Origin of the sequence: Sphingopyxis sp. P8 (assembly GCF_020622175.1) — a bacterium.
Classification (GTDB): Bacteria; Pseudomonadota; Alphaproteobacteria; order Sphingomonadales; family Sphingomonadaceae; genus Sphingopyxis; species Sphingopyxis jiangsuensis.
The window spans coordinates 294,539-315,629 of sequence record NZ_JACNMK010000001.1 but is presented as its reverse complement, the minus strand read 5'-3'; the positions used below and the strand labels follow the sequence as shown (position 1 = coordinate 315,629).

General features: G+C 63.1%; 19 protein-coding genes and 2 tRNA genes. 4 read left to right on the top strand and 17 right to left on the bottom strand.

The features are described 5' to 3' along the window. The first annotated feature begins 131 nt into the window (after window positions 1–131). Together H7692_RS01585 and H7692_RS01580 are read left to right on the top strand one after the other, a co-directional pair. On the top strand, window positions 132–1,544 hold the full coding sequence (locus H7692_RS01585; RefSeq protein WP_222136170.1) for a M28 family peptidase: 1,413 nt from the start codon (window positions 132–134) through the stop codon (window positions 1,542–1,544). Between the two features lie 147 nt (window positions 1,545–1,691). Further along, window positions 1,692–1,943 carry a hypothetical protein gene (locus H7692_RS01580; protein WP_201925256.1) on the top strand — a complete coding sequence of 84 codons (252 nt, stop codon included), beginning with the start codon at window positions 1,692–1,694 and terminating at the stop codon, window positions 1,941–1,943. Between the two features lie 144 nt (window positions 1,944–2,087). Here the strand turns inward: H7692_RS01580 and H7692_RS01575 are convergent. From H7692_RS01575 to H7692_RS01560, 4 genes are all read right to left on the bottom strand, one after another. Continuing rightward, window positions 2,088–2,164: transfer RNA gene (locus H7692_RS01575), tRNA-Pro, on the bottom strand. Window positions 2,165–2,259: 95 nt separating this feature from the next. Beyond that, window positions 2,260–2,335, bottom strand: a tRNA-Ile gene (locus H7692_RS01570). A 56-nt stretch (window positions 2,336–2,391) separates the two neighbouring features. Then, window positions 2,392–3,420, bottom strand: a complete 1,029-nt coding sequence (locus tag H7692_RS01565) for a polysaccharide deacetylase family protein (RefSeq protein WP_222136171.1) — start codon at window positions 3,418–3,420, stop codon at window positions 2,392–2,394. 2 nt (window positions 3,421–3,422) lie between these two features. Further along, the gene (locus H7692_RS01560) at window positions 3,423–5,051 is read right to left on the bottom strand and encodes a histidine kinase dimerization/phospho-acceptor domain-containing protein (RefSeq protein WP_227339666.1); all 1,629 of its coding nucleotides are present in this window, start codon (window positions 5,049–5,051) and stop codon (window positions 3,423–3,425) included. A 198-nt stretch (window positions 5,052–5,249) separates the two neighbouring features. Here H7692_RS01560 and H7692_RS01555 point away from each other — a divergent pair, with 198 nt between their 5' ends. Beyond that, window positions 5,250–5,723: an Lrp/AsnC family transcriptional regulator gene (locus H7692_RS01555; RefSeq protein WP_201925249.1), complete on the top strand. Its 474-nt coding sequence runs from the start codon at window positions 5,250–5,252 to the stop codon at window positions 5,721–5,723. A 74-nt stretch (window positions 5,724–5,797) separates the two neighbouring features. Here H7692_RS01555 and H7692_RS01550 read toward each other — a convergent pair whose 3' ends face one another. Then, entirely contained in the window at window positions 5,798–7,087 is a 1,290-nt protein-coding gene (locus H7692_RS01550) for a tetratricopeptide repeat protein (RefSeq protein WP_201925247.1), read from the bottom strand. Between the two features lie 179 nt (window positions 7,088–7,266). After that, window positions 7,267–7,500, bottom strand: coding sequence for an Hpt domain-containing protein (locus tag H7692_RS01545; protein ID WP_314817348.1), 234 nt, complete (start codon window positions 7,498–7,500; stop codon window positions 7,267–7,269). Between the two features lie 131 nt (window positions 7,501–7,631). On the opposite strand from H7692_RS01545, the gene H7692_RS01540 reads away from it, so the two are divergent. Beyond that, window positions 7,632–10,022, top strand: coding sequence for a hypothetical protein (locus H7692_RS01540; RefSeq protein ID WP_222136173.1), 2,391 nt, complete (start codon window positions 7,632–7,634; stop codon window positions 10,020–10,022). Here H7692_RS01540 and H7692_RS01535 read toward each other — a convergent pair whose 3' ends face one another. The 11 genes from H7692_RS01535 to nuoH form a co-directional block, all read right to left on the bottom strand. Next, window positions 10,023–10,283, bottom strand: a complete 261-nt coding sequence (locus H7692_RS01535; protein WP_201925241.1) for a DUF1467 family protein — start codon at window positions 10,281–10,283, stop codon at window positions 10,023–10,025. A 3-nt stretch (window positions 10,284–10,286) separates the two neighbouring features. Continuing rightward, window positions 10,287–11,921 carry a ribonuclease J gene (locus tag H7692_RS01530; protein WP_222136174.1) on the bottom strand — a complete coding sequence of 545 codons (1,635 nt, stop codon included), beginning with the start codon at window positions 11,919–11,921 and terminating at the stop codon, window positions 10,287–10,289. After that, entirely contained in the window at window positions 11,918–12,703 is a 786-nt protein-coding gene (locus H7692_RS01525) for a type III pantothenate kinase (RefSeq protein WP_222136175.1), read from the bottom strand. The genes H7692_RS01530 and H7692_RS01525 overlap by 4 nt, the downstream gene beginning before the upstream one ends. A 1-nt stretch (window position 12,704) precedes the next feature. Then, window positions 12,705–13,508, bottom strand: a complete 804-nt coding sequence (locus tag H7692_RS01520; protein ID WP_201925235.1) for a biotin--[acetyl-CoA-carboxylase] ligase — start codon at window positions 13,506–13,508, stop codon at window positions 12,705–12,707. Next, window positions 13,430–14,860 (bottom strand): NADH-quinone oxidoreductase subunit NuoN, encoded by a 1,431-nt coding sequence (nuoN, locus tag H7692_RS01515; RefSeq protein WP_227339665.1) that lies wholly within the window; start codon window positions 14,858–14,860, stop codon window positions 13,430–13,432. Before nuoN ends, H7692_RS01520 begins: the two co-directional genes overlap by 79 nt. Then, on the bottom strand, window positions 14,857–16,392 hold the full coding sequence (locus tag H7692_RS01510) for an NADH-quinone oxidoreductase subunit M (protein ID WP_314817349.1): 1,536 nt from the start codon (window positions 16,390–16,392) through the stop codon (window positions 14,857–14,859). Before H7692_RS01510 ends, nuoN begins: the two co-directional genes overlap by 4 nt. 8 nt (window positions 16,393–16,400) lie before the next feature. Further along, a complete protein-coding gene (nuoL, locus tag H7692_RS01505) occupies window positions 16,401–18,452 on the bottom strand; it encodes an NADH-quinone oxidoreductase subunit L (protein ID WP_227339664.1) in 2,052 nt (683 codons plus the stop codon). A gap of 4 nt (window positions 18,453–18,456) precedes the next feature. Next, window positions 18,457–18,762 carry an NADH-quinone oxidoreductase subunit NuoK gene (gene nuoK, locus H7692_RS01500; protein ID WP_053554267.1) on the bottom strand — a complete coding sequence of 102 codons (306 nt, stop codon included), beginning with the start codon at window positions 18,760–18,762 and terminating at the stop codon, window positions 18,457–18,459. A gap of 115 nt (window positions 18,763–18,877) precedes the next feature. Then, a complete protein-coding gene (locus H7692_RS01495) occupies window positions 18,878–19,489 on the bottom strand; it encodes an NADH-quinone oxidoreductase subunit J (RefSeq protein WP_227339663.1) in 612 nt (203 codons plus the stop codon). A gap of 12 nt (window positions 19,490–19,501) precedes the next feature. After that, window positions 19,502–19,990: an NADH-quinone oxidoreductase subunit NuoI gene (gene nuoI, locus H7692_RS01490; protein ID WP_201925226.1), complete on the bottom strand. Its 489-nt coding sequence runs from the start codon at window positions 19,988–19,990 to the stop codon at window positions 19,502–19,504. Then, the gene (gene nuoH / locus H7692_RS01485) at window positions 19,987–21,030 is read right to left on the bottom strand and encodes an NADH-quinone oxidoreductase subunit NuoH (protein WP_227339662.1); all 1,044 of its coding nucleotides are present in this window, start codon (window positions 21,028–21,030) and stop codon (window positions 19,987–19,989) included. The genes nuoI and nuoH overlap by 4 nt, the downstream gene beginning before the upstream one ends. Window positions 21,031–21,091 lie beyond the last annotated feature (61 nt).

Genomic DNA, 21,091 nt, shown 5'->3' with positions numbered 1-21,091 from the left:
GCTCCGGATATTGGCTGGGACCGCAGCGCAGCGGTCCGGGAGAGAAATGTTTCGCGCGCCGGTTAGCGAATGGACCGTCGAATGGCAATCGACGCTTGCGATTGGGCGCGGCAGTCACTTAGGTGACGGCTATGAAATCTGCACACCTCCTCCCCCGCATCGCGGGCTTCGCCGCCCTTTGTCTTGCCACCGCCGCCGCTGCATCGATCCCGCCGCCGCCCAGTGCGGTCGACAGGGCGCAGAACGACGACATCGCGTGGAAAATCACCGAAGATCTGACGACCGAAATCGGCCCGCGCATGGCAGGCACCGAGGCCGAGGCTGCCGCACGAAAATGGGCGGTCGAGCGGTTGAAGGCGATGGGGTTCCAGAATGTTCGCGACGAACCCTTCGCCATGCCGACTTGGGTTCGCGGTGAGGAAGAGGCTTCGCTGATTGGCCCTTTCCATACCCAACCGCTCGCGGTCACGGCGCTCGGCAACAGCGGCTCGACGGGCGCCAAGGGTCTTGTGGGCGATGTGGCCTATTTCGCGAGCTACGACGATTTCCTCGCCGCACCCGACCATTATATCAAGGGCAAGATCGTCTTCATCGACCACCAGATGGCACCAGCGCAAGACGGTAGCGGCTATGGCCAATATGGCCGCGCGCGCTTCACCGGCCCCAATGCGGCGGCAAAGCGCGGCGCCATCGCCGTGATCATCCGGTCGATCGGCACTGACAGCCACCGCAATCCGCACACGGGCAACACCAATTTCGAAGCCGGCGTGGCGCCAATTCCTGCCGCGGCCATATCGAACCCCGACGCCGACCAGCTCGTCCGGCAGTGGCGGCGCGCGCAGAGTATCCGCACCAAGGAGACGCCGCTCGGTTATACGCCCGCGCCGCTTCGCATGAAATTGCTGCTCACCCCGCGCAATCTGGGCCAGCAGCAGTCAGGCAATGTCATTGCCGACGTTCCGGGCAGCGATCCGGCAGCAAGTCCCGTCGTCGTCGCCTGTCATCTCGACAGCTGGGATCTCGGCACGGGAGCGATCGACGATGCCGCCGGCTGCGGCATCGTCACGGCCGCCGCGAAACATGTCATGACGGCAGGTCAGCCGCGCCGTACTATCCGGATCCTCTGGGCCGGCGCCGAAGAGGTCGGCGTTCACGGCGGCCGCGCCTATTTCGCCGCACACGGAAATCAGAAGCACGCCGTTGCGCTCGAATCCGACTTTGGCGCCGACCGCGTCTGGCGCGTCGATTTCAAACTGCCCGAAAGCGCGAAGTCGCTCGCCGATCGGATTGCGCTTGCCGTCGCTCCCTATGGTGTAACGCGGGGGAGCAGCCCCGCTAGTGGCGGAGCCGACATCGGCGCGCTGGTGCGGGCAGGCGTTCCGGCGATCGATCTACGCCAGGACGGCACACGTTATTTCGACCTGCACCACACGACCGACGACACGCTCGACAAGGTCGATCCGGTCCAGTTGCGGCAAAATGTGTTGGTGTGGACGGCAACTTTGGCGATTCTTGCCAACAGCAGCGATAACGAGTTGCCATGATTGTTTCCGCGAAGTGACAGATTTCCGCGGCTGCCGCACAACTCAATTATTTTTGTTGACGATTCATGCGGAACAGCTAAATCCCGCCGCTCGCGCTTAGGGAAACTTTCCCGAACGCGAAAAGGCATTTTAGGGAGCCCACACATCATGAAGAAATTCGCTGCTATCGCCGTTGCTGCCAGCATGTTCGCCCTCGCCGCTTGCGGTGAAAAGGCTGCTGAAGAAGCCACCACCGAAGCCCCGGCCGCTGACGCCATGGCTGAAGAAGGTGCGGAAGCGACCGCCGAAGCTGCTGACGCCGCCGCTGCTGGCGCCGAAGCTGCTGCTGACGCTGCTGCAGAAGCTCCGGCTGCCGACGCTGCCGCTGCTGAAGCCGCTCCGGCCGAAGAAGCCAAGTAAGTCACAGCCCTTCGGGGCAATGACCGAACGCAAAGAGGCGGTCTTCCTTCGGGAAGGCCGCCTTTTTTGTCGACAAATGATCGTGCCAGATAGGCTGCCGTCGCGAGTTTCCGGGAGTGACTGCAACGACGTTGATTTAGGAAATGGTCGGGGAGACAGGATTCGAACCTGCGACCCTCTGCTCCCAAAGCAGATGCGCTACCAGGCTGCGCTACTCCCCGACTGCGCGGGCCTTAGACGGGGCTGCGGCGCAAGTCTATCCCGCGAATTCCATGCCCAGTTCATTTTGCATGGCCCCAAACGCACGACAGGAAGTTGGTGGGCCCGGCAGGACTCGAACCCGCAACCTAGCCGTTATGAGCGGCCAGCTCTAACCATTGAGCTACAGGCCCCCGAGGGGATGCGTCGGCGATAGCGGAGCGCGCCGCGCGTTGGCAAGCGGCAACAGTCATAGCGCCCGTGCCTTTTCGGAAGCGCTTGCAATTATTGCGGCCGCGCTTGTCGCTGCGACGCCGCGCCGAGCCAGATGGTCGAGCACCACGTCCCACCAACGATAGAAAAGCGTGAGATCGGCCGCGCTGCGAACATAGGGTGTGTTGCCCGGTTGCAGCGAGGGCGAATGAAAAGAGAAATTGAGCACCGGAAGCGCATGATCGATCGCGATATCGATCGCGCGGCATGCGCGTTCGGCGGGAATGCCCTCGGGCGTCAGCGCGATGCGTTCGACCAGCCCAAGCCGCGCCAATAACGCTGCGCCCACAGTGAATCCGCTGCGCTCCAGACGGTGATAGAATCGTGCTCCCTTGTCCCCGAGCAATCCGCTGAACAGCGTAGTGACGGGCATTTCGAGGATCGGCCCGGCATCGGTCACGGTCCACCAGGGATGCAGCGGCGCCTGGCGAAAGTCCGGCCCGTGGCCGCTGCGATAATCGAAGCCCGACCGGACGGACGTGTCGCACCGAAAGCCCAGTTCGGCAAGCAATCGGGCAGTCTGCGCGCCGAGGCCATAACGTCCGGCGCGGTACACGGTGGGCGCCACCGAAAAGCGACCTGCAATCGCATCGCGGAGTGCCGTCAGCTTGGCACGTTGGAGCGCCAACGGCAGATTTCCCGTATAGCTGTTATGCGCATTGACCTCTTCGTCGTGCGGCGGATTGACCCAAGGGTGCAATTGCGCCCCGATGTCGCAAGCGCCGGTCTGCTGCGCCGGCCCCAGAATATCGACCGCCCGCTGGTCCTGCACGATGGGCCAATCGACAAGATAGATCGGCCTGACACCCGCTGCCCCGAAGAAGCGCTGACATTCCGCAAGTGCGGGCACCGAATCCAGACGGAAACCGGTCCGCGAGAACGGCGCGGCCCAGTCGAAATCCTCTTCGGTGTCGATGGTGACCCAGAATAGCGGCTTCTCGTCCGCTTGCAGACGGATGAGGTCGGTAGCGGGCGGAATTGCGCTCAGATCGCCCGCTTGCTGCACGCCTACCCCTTTTCCGGCACCCGGCTCTCTTCGCCGCGCTGGATATCCAGTCCCGCTTCGCCTTCTGCGTTGGCCGAGGGCAGAAACAAGGTCAAGGCGTTATGCCCGATATCGAGCCGTCCTCCGACCCCACGCGCGAGACTGTCGACAAGCCGCAGCGAGAATCCGAGGCTGAGGATAGCGGCGCCCGGCGCCTCCCCTTCGGGGCTGAATCCCGGGTCGAGAAGATCGGATGCCGTGGCGAAACGGATCGTCGAAGGCCGCACGACGCGCAATTGCAGCATATCGTCCGGAAGCGGCTCGCAAACGAGCTGACCGACTACCATCGTTCCCGCTTGCGATACGTCGACGAGCGCCGTCAGCAGGCGTCCGATCATGCGGCGTGCGCCGGCATCGTCAGCACGGACACGGAATGGACCGCCGACCCGCGAGACGTTGAGATCGACGCGGTTATCGGACAACAGGGGTTCCAGATCGGCTTCGACGTGACGGAGCAGCGCATCGATGTCGACGATCTCGCCGGGTGTTGTATTGTCGCCAGGACCGCCGGATTGTGCCGCGGTCTGCAAATCGTCGATGATGGCCTGGACTGCTGCCGCATCGCTTATGATCGATTCGGCCATTGCTCGATAGGACTGGTTGACCGGTCCGAACATCTGCCCTGCGATAATCTGCGCAAATCCTGAAATGGCGTTGAGCGGGCTGCGCAGTTCGTGGATCAGCTGGCGGATCGAATCGCCCGCCTCGTCGGCGGCACCGCGTCCATAAGGCGTCTCGTTGCGATAGGGGCGGCGCGCATTGCCGCGGTATCCGCAAAATTGCCCGGTGGCCGGATCGAACCAGGGCAGAGCCGAAAAACGCCATTCGCCTGAATCGGCAGGCATCCCTTCGAGAATCATGCGGGCGTTCACCATCTCGGCACGCTGCCGAAAGGCGCCCGCTGCGACCCCATCGACGCCCGGCTCGCCGCCATAAGCGGCCTCCGCAATCGACAGGCCGATCGCCGCGCCGCGCGTGATGCCATCGACCCAGCAAATGATGCCATCGGGGCCGGTCTCGAAAACAAAGGCCGAACGCAAATCCTGTGCCGCGCTGGGCTGAGCTCGCGATGCCTGAAACTTGTCGATCCGCCGTACCAGTTCGCTGATCTGGCTATGCCCAGTATCGGGCGCTGGCGCCGCCGCATCGGCCAACACCGGAACGACCTCCGGTGCAGCCACCGGTTGCGGCAACGCCACCGAAGCGGCCCCGAGCGCGACGAGCGCACGGCGCACGCCTTCCGGAAGGTCCTTGCGTCCGGCCAATACCGACCGGGCCATCGGCCCTGTCGAAGGAAGCAATGCCAGCCAGTCGGCCTCCGCCAGCTTCGCATGACGGAGCATCGTTGCCGAAACGGCCGGGACGTCGTTGGCGTAGAAAGCGACGAGCGGCGCAAAACGGCCCCGCTGCGCCACCGCTTCCGCACAATCGCGCCGCACCCGTTCGGGCACCTTTGCCCGCAGCACGGCAAGCGCGCGAAGGCTGCGATGAATATCTTGGTCCGACAGTTGATTGCCGCGCTGTGCCAGAATATCGGTGAGTTGCCGCCACGCCGCGATCCCGGCGCGCTCGTCCTCAGGCGTCTGGCGCAAGATCGTTGCAATCATCGAGTCAGCAGTCACGAGAGGTCGGCTCCAAACCCGTCATATTGGTTAGCAGTCGATTACCGGCTAGCGTGAATCCCGCTGTCATGAAAGTGCCTTAACTTGTCACGTCACATTGTGGGACAATTGCAATCAGCTGAAATATTATTATGGTCACCGCAAATTTGGAAAGCGGATGTTTCAATGATGGCAAGCCAGAAATTTGATCAGATCGACCTGCAGATATTGAGCGAACTGCAGAAAAATGGCCGAATGACCAATGTCGAACTGGCACAAATGGTCGGTTTGACGGCCCCACCCTGCCTGCGACGCGTCCGCGCGCTGGAAGAATCGGGTGTCATTCGGTCGTACCACGCCGACCTCGACGCAGCGAAACTCGGCTATGGAATCACCGTCTTTGCGATGGTCAGCCTGCGCAGTCAGGCCGAATCCGACCTGAAGGCGTTCGAAGATTATGTCGGGCAGCTGCCCGAGGTCCGCGAATGTTACATGCTGAACGGTGAAATCGACTTTTTGCTTAAGGTCGTCGCGCGCGACTTGCAGAGCTTCCAGTCATTCCTGACCGCCCAGCTCACCTCGGCTCCGAACGTTACAAGCGTCAAGACATCGCTAACCATCCGGACCGCAAAGCAGCTGGCGGGAATTCCCGTAGAAGGTTAACGCCGTGGCGAACTAGCGAAAACGGCGCCGCCCCTGTTCCGGGACGGCGCCGTTTTTCTTGCCTTCTGCGCCAATCAGCTGCCCGTCGCGGGCGCGGCTGCGACCGAAGTGGCTGCCTTGGTCTTGGCATGGATCGACCACAGTTGCGCCAACCGGGCGCGATTGCCCTGCACTTTGCTCAGCGTGGCAACCGCCGCATCGCTCCGTCCCGCGAGAGCCTGAGCGACGCCAAGGCGATACTGCGTCAGCGGATCGGCGCCCGCGTTCAGGGCAGCTTCGTAAAGCGGGATCGCCTTTGCATAGTCACCGTTCCCCACCAGCGCGTCGGCCGTGGCACGCGCCGTTTTGGGATTGGCGAGCGTTGCCGGTTTCGTCGCGTCAGCGGCGAGCGCCGCAGCATCGGATTGCGCGCGTGGCCCCTGCGATTCCAGGATATTTCCAAAGAACTGGTCGTTCCGCGGAATCACGCCCGCCGACTGTCCGGAACGCACCACGGCAACGACCTCGCCCGGGAAGCCGGCTTCGGTCGCCAGCGACGCATATTCGCTATACTCGGGGCGCTCGGTCATTGCGCCCGCCGCGCGCATCAGACGGAGGATGTCGAGGTTCATGTCCTTGTTTCCGCCCGCCTGTTGCAGCAGAATGTAGAGCGTGTTGCGCCATATCGCCGGGTTCGGATGGTCCTGAACGCGCATCGTCAGCGCATCGAGCAAATCTTCGGTGCGGTTGGCCTTCTGAAATGCCTGCGCCGGTCGCACATACAGATCTTCCGGCGGAACATGTCCCGCCGCGCGATGCGCCTCGATTTCGGCCTTGGCTATCGTCCAGCCCTGATCGACTTGTCCGGCGTTGAGATAGCTGTCCATCAAAATGACGTTCAGGCCGCTTTCCGTCGAGCCCGCAGCCTTTGCAGCCTCCAGACGCTGGATCGCCTTGGCGTAATCCTTTGCGCTATAGGCAAAACGGCCCGAAAAGAAGTTGTAGATCCCCGCCTGCTCGGCCGGCGTCAGACCGGAATCGAGCATCGTGTCCAGGCCCTGCGCCTGGAGCGCCTGGTCCTTGTTCAAAATGCCCAACTGAAGTTTGTAGAAGGCGAGCCAATAGCGATCCTCGTTCGTCGAAGCCGACGTTTCGCCTTCACCAATTGCCGCTTGCAGTGCTGCGGCATCCTTGTCTCCGACGGCCGTGCCCATTTTCTTGGCGGCCGGGGCGAATCCCTTGCTGACCGCAATAGTCGTGCCCTTTCCGGCTTCTTCTTTCTTCGGTTTTTCACGGGCAGCGGCCGGCGTCGCGGTCGTCATCAGCGCGCAGCCGAGCACGGCGACCATAGCCGTTGCGGGCATCGAGCGGAATCGGTTGAACATTGAAATCTCTCCTCTGAATCTGCAGCCCGCCCGGTCGCACGGGGGCCCGGCAGCGCTTCGTCAACGCGGCTAAACCCCAAGCGTTGCGAAGGCAAGTCAATGGGCGTTGGTTTTGCTTTAGAGGGCGGCGGCTGAACGGCGATTGAACCCGCGCGAACGCGCGCGACCGGCAGGGTGGGTCAGTCGATCGACTCGACCAAGGCATTGATCTCCCGCAACACTACGGGGTCGCCCGGTACGCCGGACATCGCCTCTTCGGCTAGTTGGATCAGGGGAATGATACCAAAGGTGGCCGACAGGCTTTTCAGGCGTTCGGCGGCGACAAGCCAGTTGGCATCGCACCGCGCCCTTCGCATCAGGTCGGCGAGCTCGCGTGCACTTTCGATAAAGGCGACGCGCAGGTCGCGCGACATTGCGGGGTCATCGCCCACCGCGGCGCTCAGATAACGATCGAGTGGGCCACTATCGAACGACATTCCGCAGTATTGACCGTCCCGAGTTAAGTTTCCGTTTCATGAGAGCCATTTGATGCTAATATGGCAGGATGACGGGGGAAAAGAAGATCGTCGGATTGTGGCGGGAAACCGCGACAAAGTCGGAAACCAGCGGTGACGCGGTCGAGCAAGCGGCCACGGCCGAAGCCCTGCCTGCAGCCGGAAGCCCTATGCCCGAAACGCTCCCCGAACCCGTCGCCGAGGACGGCGCCGAACGCGACTGGCTCGATATGACTGCGCTCGAAACGACCGACGGGGAGGAAGTCGAGAACGATACCCCCGGCGGAATCGCACGAATCATTCCCGCGCTATTGCTGCTTGCTGCCGCAGCGTGGACGGGCTTTGCCGTCTATGTGGCGACCGAAGGTTTCGCGCGTGCGCCGACGCTCGGCGAATGGCCGCCTCTCGTTGCGACAATCGCCATGCCGCTTGCACTCTTGCTTCTTCTCTGGATGGCTATCCTGCGATCGGGCAAGTCCGAGCAGGCGCGTTTTGCACGTGTCGCAGCGCAGCTTCGGGCGGAAAATGTCGCGCTCAACTCGTCGATGGCGGCGCTCGGTCGCAATCTTGCCGAAGCCCGCGCCCAACTGGCCGAACAGGCGCGCAGCGTCGAAGAACTCGGTGCCGGAACGATTGCCCGGATGAACGAAAGCGGCGACAAGCTCGTTATCAACGCCTCGGTCATTGCGAACGCCTATGACCAACTGTCGAGCGCGGGGGATATGGCGACGCAGCGGATGGACGGCCTGCTTGCTGGCCTTCCGAAGATCGACTCGGTGGTGCAGCGGCTCGCGACAAACTTCCGCGAGGCGGGACTCGCCGCGCATCAGCAGGGTGCGGCGCTCGAGGCGCAACTTGCCGCGCTCTCCGAAGCCGCGGGTCATTCAGCACAGACGAGCGAAAGCTCGGCGACAGCCTTGCGCGAGACGATCGCGACCCTGAAGAGCGAGTCGCTGGATACGTGCGCCAGCCTGACCGCCGCTTCGAAGGATATGACCTCCGCGCACGAGGCCGCGGTCGCACGGTTGAACGAATCGTCGGCCGCCGCCCGCGACTATGTCGCGACGACAGCCGCGTCGATGGAGACGCAGATCGCCGACATCCTGCAACAGCTCCGCGAGGGTGTGCAGTCGGCGTCCGACCACCTCGGCGAGCGCATGGAAACCGCGCGCGAAGCAGGCGAGGCAATTGGCGCTCAGATTACCGCGCATGGCGACGCCGGCGAGGCGCTGGCGCAACGCATGGCCGAACATGCGGGTCGGGTCGAAGAGGATCTTGAGAAGTTGAACGCCAGCGTGATGGCGAGCACCGGTGTTATTGGCCGCTCCATCGACGACACGAAAGGGCAACTCGCGGCATTTATGGAGCAGGTCCAAGGTGGCAATGCGTCGGCGCACGAGTTGATAACGCACGCCGAATCGCTGCTGCTTGCGCTCGATGCCGTGACGCGCGAACTCGACGAATCGCTTCCGCGCGCGCTCGACCGCATGGCAGGGCACGGGCGCACGACCCAATCGACGCTCGCGCAGATGAAGCCGATGCTCGAAGAATCGGAAATGGTGGCGCAGTCGACGCTGTCACACGTCAATGCCGTCAAATCGGCGCTAGCAGCCACGGAATCGCAAATGACCGGGCAGGCGGAAAAACAGGAAAAGCTTGCAAGCAGCATGGCATCTGCGCTTGCCGATGCCGAGGCGGCTCTGGAAAAATTGCAGAGCGGCGCCGACGCTTTTGCAAACGAAGGCGGCGCACAGATGATTGCGACGCTGGAGCAGGTTCGCACGACTGCCGAATCCGCTGCGAACGATGCACGCAGAACAATCGAGAAGCTGCTCTCCGAAGCTCAGGACAGGCTGCAAGCTTCGGCGACCGATGCCGTCGACGCTTCGTTCAAGACGCAGGTCATGGATCAGCTCGGCGCCATCGAGGAAGCGTCGCGCCGCGCGGTCGACGCAGCAGATGACGCCGCGAACCGCCTGACGCAGCAGCTCCAGACCATTCTCGATACGAGCACAAGCGTCGAACAGCGCGCGCGTGAAGCCGATCAGGCGCTCGCCGCAACCGATCACGACACGCTTGCCAAGCAAGCCGGTTTGCTCACCGAAGCGCTGAAATCGACGGCGATCGACATCACGAAAATCCTGTCGAGCGAAGTCAGCGATGCGGCGTGGGACGCTTATCTCAAGGGTGATCGCGGCGTGTTCGCGCGGCGAGCGGTCAAGCTCATCGAAGCGGGCGAGGCGAAGGAAATCCTGCGCACCTATCAGAACGATGACGGCTTCCACGCAGCGGTGAACCAGTTCATCCACGATTTCGAAGCGATGCTCCGCATGCTGATCGGCGCCCGCGACGGATCGGCGATCAGCGTGACCCTGTTGTCGTCGGACATCGGGAAGCTCTACGTCGCGCTGGCGCAGGCGATTGACCGGCTGCGGGGCTGATCAGTTCCGTCCGCTGAGCCGGTTCGGGTCCGCCCATCCGTTCACATAAGCCAGATAATAGAGCAGGAAAGCGACCGTTGCGACGATGGTCATTTGCACCAGGATGCGACCGGGGCGAATATTCGCCGGCGCTCCCGGCTCCTGACCCTTTACCAGCGGGACGTCGTTGTCGGCGGCCTTGCGCCCGTGAAACGGGAGCACGAAAAAGGCGCTAAACGCCCAGAACAGCAGATAAATGGCGAGCGCCGAGGTCCATTTCATCGGTCAGATATCCACGATCAGTACGTCGACGATCGGCTTTTTGCCGGTCCAGTCGGTTGCGACGCGACGCACGCCGAGACGGACCGCCTCCTTCAACGCATCGCGGTCGCGCGCTGGGCCGGTCGCGGCTTGCTCGGCAGCCTCGTTCAACTCCTCGATAAACGTGTCGCGATCGTCCTCGACCGGTACGCCGCGATATTGGATCGCGCTATCAACAAAACGTCCGCCGGACAGCACGACGGCAACCGACATCTGGCCGTTCAGTGCGAGCTTGCGGCGTTCGCCTATCGTTTCGCCATCGGCAGGGAGGATAACGTCGCCGTCGAGGATGAGGCGCCCCGACCGCACGCGCTCGACGATTTGCGCTGGTCCCGGCGCCAACCGGCAAAGGTCGCCATTTTCCTGCACCAGCGCGCCCGCCACGCCCTTTTCGAGCGCGAAACGCGCCTGTTCGTGCATGTGGCGTATTTCGCCATGCACGGGGACGACCAGCTTTGGCCGCAACCAGCCGTAGAGCGCGGCGAGTTCGGGTTGGCCGGGGTGGCCGCTGACATGGATATGGGCCTGCTTTTCGGTCACGGTCAGCACGTCCTTCGACGCCAGCTGGTTCATGATGCGGCCGATCGCAACCTCGTTGCCCGGAATCTGCTTGGACGAAAAGACGACCGTATCGCCGGCCTCGAGCTTGATCTGATGATTGTCGCTCGCCATGCGCGCAAGTGCTGCGCGCGGTTCGCCCTGTCCGCCCGTTGCGATCACCATCACCTTGTCGTGCGGCAGGCGCATCGCCTCGTCGAAATCGACCGTCGGCGGAAAATCTATGAGATAACCGACCGAGCGCGCCACACCGATGATGCGGTCGAGCGAGCGCCCCGCGACACAGAGCTGGCGCCCCGTCGCACGTGCCACTTCGCCCAGCGTGTGCAGCCGTGCGGCGTTGGAAGCAAAGGTGGTGACGACCACCCTGCCCTTTGCCGCCCCAACCGCCTCGATCAGCCCATCGCGCACCCCACCCTCGCTTCCCGACGCTTCGGGGTTGAAGGCGTTGGTCGAATCGCAGACGAGGAAATCGACGCCCTCGTCGCCGATCGCCGTCAGCGTTGTCGCCGTCGCGGGGGCGCCCAGAATCGGTTCCTCGTCGAGCTTCCAGTCGCCGGTGTGAAAAACGCGGCCATAGGGCGTGTCGATCACCACCGCGCTCATCTCGAGGATCGAGTGGGCGAGCGGAACCATGCGAATATCGAACGGGCCGAGCTGGAATTCTGCGTCGATGTCGACCGTTCGGATCTCGATCTCCTTCTCCATCCCTTCTTCGGCGAGCTTGTGCGCGATCAGCCCCGCCGTGAAACGGTTGGCATAAAGCGGCACGCCGAGGTCGGCGGCGAGATAGGGCAAGGCGCCGATATGATCCTCATGCCCGTGCGTCAGCACGATACCGAGCAAATCCGCCTTGCGGTCCTCGATGAACTCCAGGTCGGGCATCACGATGTCGATGCCCGGATAATCCTGGCTGCCAAAGGTCACGCCGAGGTCGAGCATGATCCATTTGCCGTCGCAGCCATAAAGATTGGCGTTCATCCCAATCTCGCCGGACCCGCCGAGCGCGAGGAATAGCAGTTCCTTGCCAGGAGATGTCATTTCTGTCCGTTCTGTTTTGCGTATAGGTGCATGAGGCCGTTCAGCGTCAGGTCGGGTTCGATCCGGTCGAACAGGTGCGCCTGTTCCTGAAACAAGGTGGCGAGGCCGCCAGTCGCGATGACGGTCATCGGTTTGCCTACTTCGGCTTTCATCCGCGCGATGAGTCCTTCAATCATCGCGACATAGCCCCAATAGACGCCGATCAGCATCTGGCTTTCGGTCGTGCGGCCGATAACGCTGGGGTTCGCGGGTGCCTCGATTGCGATGCGCGGGAGTTTGGCGGCGGCGGCGACCAGCGCCTCCAACGAGAGATTGACCCCCGGCGCGATGATGCCGCCGCGATAAGCGCCGTCGGGGCCGATATGGTCGAACGTCGTCGCGGTGCCGAAACTGATGACGAGCTTGTCCTTGCCCGGTTCGACCGCCTGCGCCGAGATCGCGTTGACCGCGCGGTCGGCGCCGACGGCTTGCGGTTCGTCGACCTTGAGCGCGATCCCCCAGCCGACCGCGCCGCGCCCTGCGACAAGCGCCTCGACCCCGAAATATTTGTGCGCGAGCAACTGCAGATTGTGCAGTGCGCGCGGCACCACCGTCGAGATAATCACCGCATCGACATCGCCGCGCGCGTGGCCCTCGATCCGCATCAGTTGATCAAGCCACACCATATATTCGTCGGCGGTGCGCCGGTCGTCGGTCGCGATTCGCCAGCGCGCGAGCAGATCGCTCCCGCGGAACAGCGCGAATTTGGCGTTGGTGTTGCCGACGTCGATCGCAAGCAGCACGTTACTTCCCCTCCTCGGGCGCGCGTCGCAGTTCGACGTCGCCTGCATGGATCAGCATGGCCGTCCCGTCGCGGCGGCGCAAGCGAAGCGCACCGTCGAGCGCAAGTCCGTCGAACGTGCCGTCGACCCCCTGCTCCGACACATGGAGCGGCGTCCCGACCGGGTGCGCCTGCGGCAGCCATGCGGCGATAATGCCGCCAATGCCTTCGTGACGCCATGTCCAGAGTGCATCGGTCATCGCGACCGCCAGCGCCTCCGCGAAACGGTCGCGGTCGACCACTGCGCCCCGGTCCGCCAACGCCGCCGTGGGTCGGTCAGGAAGCTCGGGCGCGGCGACCAGATTTACGCCGATGCCGATCACGATGCTGTCGCCAGCGCGCTCCATCAATATGCCGGCGCATTTCGCGCCGTCGACGAACATGTCGTTCGGCCATTTGAGCATAGCGCCGAGCCCCGGCGCCAGCGCCGCCACTGCCTTGGCAAGCGCGACGCCCGCGACGAGCGAGAGCGTTGCGGGAGATGGATCGCCGCTCTTCAGATGGACGACGGTCGAGCCCATGAAATTGCCCTGCCCGTCGTTCCACGCACGGCCGAGACGCCCGCGACCCGCCGTCTGGCGGTCTGCGACGAGCCAATGCCCTTCGCCGACATGCTCGCCACCGGCCAGCCGCGCGAGCAGGTCGGCGTTGGTCGAACCCGTCTGCTGGGTCCGCTCGATCGGCGGGATCAGAACAGCACCGCTGCGGCGCTCGCAGATGCGACGGCGAGCACCGGAATGAAGAGATAGCCGACGACCGAGAGCCACAGCGCGCTGGCGGTGACGATCGCACCCTCGACCACGCTTCCGCCGCCTGTGACCTCGACATCCGACGCATCGTCGAAATACATCGTCTTGATGACCGCGATATAATAGAAAGCGCCGATTACCGAGGCGACGATGCCCGCAACCGCTAGCGGAACGAGGTTCGCATTTACCGCGGCCTCGAACACCAGATATTTCGGCCAGAAGCCAAAGAGCGGTGGGATGCCCGCGAGGCTGAGCAGGAAGACCGACAGCGCGGCCGCGAGCCCCGGACGGCGCTGAGACAGGCCGGCGAGTGCCGGAATGCTCTCGACCTGGTTGCCTGCGGCGTCGCGCAGCTGGAGCACGACGAGGAAGGAGCCGATCGTCGTCACCACATAAACGAGCAAATAGGTCAGCACCGCCTCGACCCCCGCCTGCGTCCCCGCGGCAAGGCCGATGAGGATGAAGCCGACATTGTTGATCGACGAATAGGCAAGCAGCCGCTTGATATTCTTCTGCCCGATCGCACCCACTGCGCCGAGGATGATCGACGCAAGCGCGAGGAAAATGACGATCTGCTGCCACGCGCCGATGGCCGGCCCCATCGCGTCGACAACGACGCGCGTCATCAGCGCCATCGCCGCGACCTTCGGCGCGCTCGCGAAGAAGGTCGTGACCGGCGTCGGTGCGCCTTCGTAGACGTCGGGCGTCCACATATGGAACGGCACCGCGCTGATCTTGAAGCCGAGGCCCGCGAGCATGAAGACGATGCCGAAGACGAGCCCGATATTCATCTCGCCGCCCATGCGCAGCGCAATCGCAGCGAAATCGGTTGTACCTGAAAAGCCGTAGATCAGCGAAATGCCATAGAGCAGCATCCCCGACGCGAGCGCGCCGAGCACGAAATATTTAAGGCCAGCCTCGCTTGACCGTTCGTCGGTGCGCATGAAGCTGGCGAGCACATAGGCGGCAAGGCTGTTGAGTTCGAGCCCGATATAGAGCGTCATTAAATCGCGCGCCGATGCCATGATTCCCATGCCGAGCGCGGCGAAGAGGATCAGCACCGGATATTCGGCGCGCATCCCGCCGGTAAAAAAGCGCGGCGCGATCAGGATGCAGACGAAGCTCGCGGCATAGATGAGCAGCTTGGCGAAGCCGCCGAAGCCGTCGACTGCGAGCGTACCCGAAAAGACCGACGCCTCGACGCCGAACAGTGCGACGACCGCAAACGCGGCGGCACCGAGCGTGAGCATTGCCGCAAGCTGGTAAAGGCCGACCTGCCGGTCGCCCGCGAACGTGCCGAGGAGCAGCGTGATCAGCCCGCCGATCGTCAGGATCAGCTCGGGCCAGATGAGGGCGAGATCGGCGCTCATTGCACGCCTCCCGCATGATGCGCGCTGCCATGGGCGTCACCTGCCGGCTTGGGTTTTCCCGCAGCAAGCTGCGCATCGCCCGCCGGCTTGGCCGGGGCAAGGCGCGCGACCACCGTGGTCACGTCGCCGCGCATCGGTGCAAGGAAACTTTCGGGATAAACGCCCATCCACAGCGCCACGGCGGCGAGCGGCGCCATGATCGCCCATTCGCGCGGATTGAGATCGGGCATGGCCTTCACATCGTCCTTGGTGAGTTCGCCGAATACGACACGGCGATAGAGATAAAGCATATAAGCGGCACCGAGGATGATGCCGGTCGTGCAGACGAAGGCGACCCAGCTCGACGCTTCGTAAATGCCCGCGAGGCTCAGGAATTCGCCGACGAACCCGCTCGTCCCCGGAAGGCCGATCGACGCCATGGTGAACAGCATGAAGAAGAGCGCATAGGCGGGCATATTGACCGCGAGCCCGCCGTAACGATCGATCTCGCGCGTGTGGAGCCGGTCGTAGATGACGCCGACGCAGAAGAAGAGCGCCGCCGACACGACACCGTGGCTGAGCATGATGATCAGCGCGCCCTCGATCCCCTGCTGGTTGAAGGCAAAGAGGCCCGCGGTGACGATCGCCATATGTGCGACCGACGAGTAAGCGATCAGCTTCTTCATATCGTTCTGCGCGAGCGCGACGAGGCTGGTGTAGACGACCGCGATCATCGACAGCGCAAAGACGATCCACATCAACTGCGCCGACGCATCGGGAAACATCGGCATCATGAAACGAATGAAGCCATAGGCGCCGAGTTTGAGCAGAACGCCCGCCAGGATCATCGAACCCGCAGTCGGCGCCTGGACGTGCGCATCGGGAAGCCACGTGTGGACCGGCCACATCGGCATCTTGACCGCAAGGCTGGCGAAGAAGGCCAGCCACAGCCACGTCTGCATCTCGACCGGGAAGTCGTAATTGAGCAGCGTCGGAATGTCGGTCGTCCCGGCCTCCGCGATCATCGCGATCATCGCGATCAGCATCAACACCGATCCGAGCAGCGTGTAGAGGAAGAATTTGAATGCCGCATATTTGCGGTTCGCGCCGCCCCAGATGCCGATGATGAAATACATCGGAATGAGGCCGGCCTCGAAGAAGATGTAGAAGAGCAGCAGGTCCTGCGCCATGAAGACGCCGATCATGACGACCTCCATGATCAGGAACATTGCCATGTAAAGGCCGACGCGGCTCTTGATCGCATCCCAGCTGGCGAGGATGCACAGCGGCATCAGGAAGACACTGAGCATGATGAGCATCAGTGCCATGCCGTCGATACCGAGCGCCCATTGGAAGCGGCCGAACAGGTCGGCGCGCTCGACGAACTGCCACTGCGCGCCGCCGATGTCGAACTGCGCCCACAGCACACAGCCGAGCGCGAAATCGGCGAGCGTCGCCGCGAGCGCGATCAGCCGCGCATTGCGGTCGCCCGCGAACAGGCAGGCGATGGCGGCGACCGCCGGAATCGCCAGCATCAGCGAAAGGATACCCACGCCGCCGCTCACAGGAAATTCACCATGGCCCAGCTGGCGAGGCCGACAAGCCCAAGCAGCATCACAAACGCATATCCATAAACATAACCCGATTGCAGCCGGACCGCGAGCCGGGTCCCCCCTTGGACGAGCGCCGCAACGCCATCGGGACCGAAGCGGTCGATGGTGCCTTCGTCCCCGCGCTTCCAGAAGAAGCGGCCGATCGCAAAGGCGGGCCTTACGAACAGGACGTTATAGAGCTCGTCGAAATACCATTTGTTGAACAGGAAGGCATGCAGCAGCTTGAACTGCGCCACGAACTTCGCGGGAAGCGTCGTGTTGCGGATATAGCTGTTCCACGCGAGGAAGAGGCCGAGCGCCATCACCGCGAACGGTGTCCATTTGACCCAGGTCGGAACCTCGTGCGCGAGATGCATCAGCTCGGCGTCATAGGCGAGCATGCTGCCCTCCCAAAAGGCCAGCCCCTGCTCGGGATAGATGAACTGATATTTGAACGCATAACCGGCAAACACCGCGCCGACCGAGAGCAGGCCGAGCGGAATGAGCATCGTCCACGGGCTCTCGTGGGGGTGATAACCCGCCGTGCCTTCGTGCGCGTCGGCGGCATGCACATGCATCACATCGTGCCCGGCGTGTTCGTCCGCCGGATGATCGTGATGATCGCCGTGCACCGCGTGCTGAATATGTTCGCTCGCGGCCCAGCGCGGCTGGCCGTGAAAGGTCAGGAACACAAGGCGCCACGAATAGAAGCTCGTGAGCAGCGCGGCGAAAATGCCGACCCAGAAGGCGATCACGCCGCCGCCGCCCGCGGCAAAGGCCGCCTCGAGGATGCCGTCCTTCGAATGGAAACCGGCGAAGCCCGCGACACCCGCGATGCCAACGCCGGTGATCGCCAGCGTCCCCATCATCATCGCCCAATAGGTGAGCGGGATATGTTTCCGCAGCGCGCCATAATAGCGCATGTCCTGCTCATGGTGCATCGCATGGATGACCGACCCGGCGCCGAGGAACAGAAGCGCCTTGAAGAAGGCGTGGGTGAACAGGTGGAACATCGCCGCGCCATAGGCGCCGACGCCCGCGGCAAAGAACATGTAGCCGAGCTGCGAACAGGTCGAATAGGCGATGACGCGCTTGATGTCCCACTGCGTCGTGCCGACGGTCGCGGCGAACAGGCAGGTCGCAGCGCCGACGAAGGTCACGACGCCGAGCGCGACTTCGCTCGTTTCGAACATCGGCGACAGGCGGCACACCATGAACACGCCCGCCGTCACCATCGTCGCGGCGTGGATCAGCGCCGACACCGGGGTCGGGCCCTCCATCGCGTCTGGAAGCCAGGTGTGGAGGCCAAGCTGCGCCGACTTGCCCATCGCGCCAATGAACAGCAGCAGGCAGAGGATCGTCATCGTGTCGAGCCGCATGCCGAGGAAGGTGATGCTGCTGCCCGCCATGCCGGGTGCGGCGTCGAGGATCGCGGGGATCGACACGGTGCCGAACACCAGGAAGGTGCCGAAAATGCCGAGCATGAAGCCAAGGTCGCCGACACGGTTGACGACGAACGCCTTGATCGCCGCGGCGTTTGCGCTCGGTTTCTTGTACCAGAAACCGATGAGCAGATAGGAGGCAAGGCCGACGCCTTCCCAGCCGAAGAACATCTGGACGAGGTTGTTCGCGGTCACGAGCATCAGCATCGCGAAGGTGAAGAGCGAGAGATAAGCGAAGAAGCGCGGCTGGTCCGGGTCTTCCTCCATATAGCCCCAGCTATAGAGGTGGACGAGCGCCGACACCGTCGTGATCACGACGAGCATCACCGCGGTCAGCGTATCGACGCGCAGCTCCCAGTCGAACTGGAGCGCGCCCGACGACACCCATTGCATGACCGGCACGACGCTCGCCTCGCCCGTGCCCATGACAAAGGAGAGGAAGATCGGCCAGCTGAGCGCGCAGCTTCCGAACAGCGCACCTGTTGTAATCAGCTTTGACGCGAACGGACCAATGGCGCGCTGGCCGAGCCCTGCGACGAGTGCCGCGAGCAGCGGCAGGAATACGATCGCCTGGATCACCGGCTTACCCCTTCATCCGGTTGGCATCGTCGACGGCAATGGTGCCGCGGCCGCGGAAATAGATAACAAGGATTGCGAGCCCGATCGCCGCCTCGCCCGCGGCGACGGTCAGCACGAACATCGCGAACACCTGCCCGACGAGATCGCCGAGCGCGGCGCTGAATGCGACGAGGTTGATGTTCACCGCGAGCAGGATCAGCTCGATCGCCATCAGGATGACGATGATATTCTTGCGGTTGATGAAGATGCCGAGCACGCCGAGCGTGAACAGCACCGCCGAAACGGCGAGATAGTGGCCGACCGAAATCATGCCTGAACTCCATTTCCGTTCGTGTCGAGCGAAGTCGAGACACCGTGAAGGCGTGCACGAACGATGGGCATCTCGACTGCGCTCGATGCGAACGGGTTAGGGATATGCGACGAAATCACAGTTCAACCCCCTGCCCGGTGCCTGGATCGACGAGGCGCGTTGCGTCCTCGGGACGACGGCGCACCTGCTGCGCGACATTCTGTGCGCGCACCCCGCCGCGCTGGCGATGCGTCAGCACGATCGCGCCGATCATCGCGACGAGCAGGACGATACCCGCCGCCTCGAACAGGAAGATGTAGCGCGTGTAGAGCAATTCGCCGATCTGCTGGATATTGCTGGTGTCGGACACGACCGGCGCGGTCCGCGCGGCAAGGTCGACCCCGCCCGCGCTCCACGCGCCGACCGCGAAGATCAGCTCGGCCGCGAGGATGATGGCGACAAGCGTCCCGAGCGGAAGATAGCGGACAAAACCCGCGCGCAGCTCGGCGAAATCGATGTCGAGCATCATCACAACGAACAGGAACAGCACCGCGACCGCACCGACATAAACGATGACGAGCAGCATCGCGATGAATTCGGCGCCCGCGAGCAGCATCAGCCCCGCCGCGTTGAAGAAGGCGAGGATCAGCCACATCACGCTGTGGACGGGGTTGCGCGCGAAAATCACCATTGCGGCGGACGCAATGACGACGGTTGCGAAGAGATAGAAGGCGATAAGCTGGATCATGTGCGCGCGCCCTTACCGATAGGGCGCGTCGGCGGCAAGATTCGCCGCGATCGCGCGTTCCCATTTGTCGCCATTTGCGAGCAGCTTGGCCTTGTCATAGAGCAGTTCTTCGCGCGTTTCGGTCGCGAATTCGAAGTTCGGCCCCTCGACGATCGCATCGACCGGGCACGCTTCCTGGCAGAAGCCGCAATAGATGCACTTGGTCATGTCGATGTCGTAGCGCGTGGTACGGCGCGAACCATCGTCGCGCGGCTCGGCCTCGATCGTGATCGCCTGCGCCGGGCACACCGCCTCGCACAGCTTGCACGCAATGCAGCGTTCCTCGCCGTTCGGATAGCGACGCAGCGCATGTTCGCCGCGGAACCGCGGGCTCAGCGGGTTCTTCTCGAACGGATAGTTGATCGTCGCCTTCGGCTTGAAGAAATATTTGAGCGTGAGCGCGTGCGCCTTCACAAACTCCCACAAGGTGAAGCTTTTAACGAGATGACCTACGTAACTCATGAATACCTCGTCAGCATCAGCCAGCCGGAGATCAGGAACACCCAGATCAGCGAAATCGGCAGGAAGATTTTCCAGCCCAGCCGCATCAGCTGGTCATAACGGTAGCGCGGAACGGTCGCCTTGACCCAGCTGAAGACGAAGAAGAAGAACAGGATCTTCGCGAACAGCCAGATGATGCCCGGAACGGCGTAGAGCGGTGCCCAGTCGATCGGCGGCAGCCAGCCGCCCCAGAACAGGATGGCGTTGAGCGTCGCCATCAGCAGCACATTGGCATATTCGCCGAGCCAGAAGAGCGCGAAGCTCATTGACGAATATTCGGTCTGATACCCAGCGACGAGTTCGCTCTCGGCCTCGGTCAGGTCGAACGGCGCGCGCGCGGTTTCGGCGAGCGCCGAGATGAGGAACATCACCGCGAGCGGGAACATCAGCAGGTTGAAACCGAAGGCGTTGACGATGCCGAGCCCGTGGCCCTGCTGCGCCTTGATGATCTCGTTCAAGTTGAAACTGTCGGCATAAAGCACGACCCCGATCAGGATGAAGCCGATCGACACTTCGTAGGAGATCATCTGCGCCGAAGCGCGGAGCGCGGAAAAGAAGGGATATTTCGAATTCGACGCCCAGCCCGACAGGATCACGCCATAGACGCCGAGCGACGAGATCGCGAGGATGTAGAGCAGCCCGACATTGATGTCGGCGAGCACCGCGCCCGAATTGAACGGGATCACCGCCCACGCGAGCAGCGCGACGGTGAAGGTGATGATCGGCGCGATCAGGAACAGCCCGCGGTTGGCGCCCGACGGAATGATCGTTTCCTGCAGGAAGACCTTGAGCCCGTCGGCGAAACTCTGCAGCAGACCGAAGGGACCGACGACGTTCGGCCCGCGGCGCAGGGCGATTGCCGCCCAGATCTTGCGGTCGGCATAGATAATCATCGCCACGGCGAGCATCAGCGGCAGCGCGATGAGCAAGATGCCCGCGACGGTCGCGACGCCCCACGCCCAGTTGGGGTCCATGCCCCACGAGATGAAGGTTTCGGTCACAGCACCCACCCCTTGTCGTCATGCCGGACTTGATCCGGCATCCATGGACCCCGGATCAAAT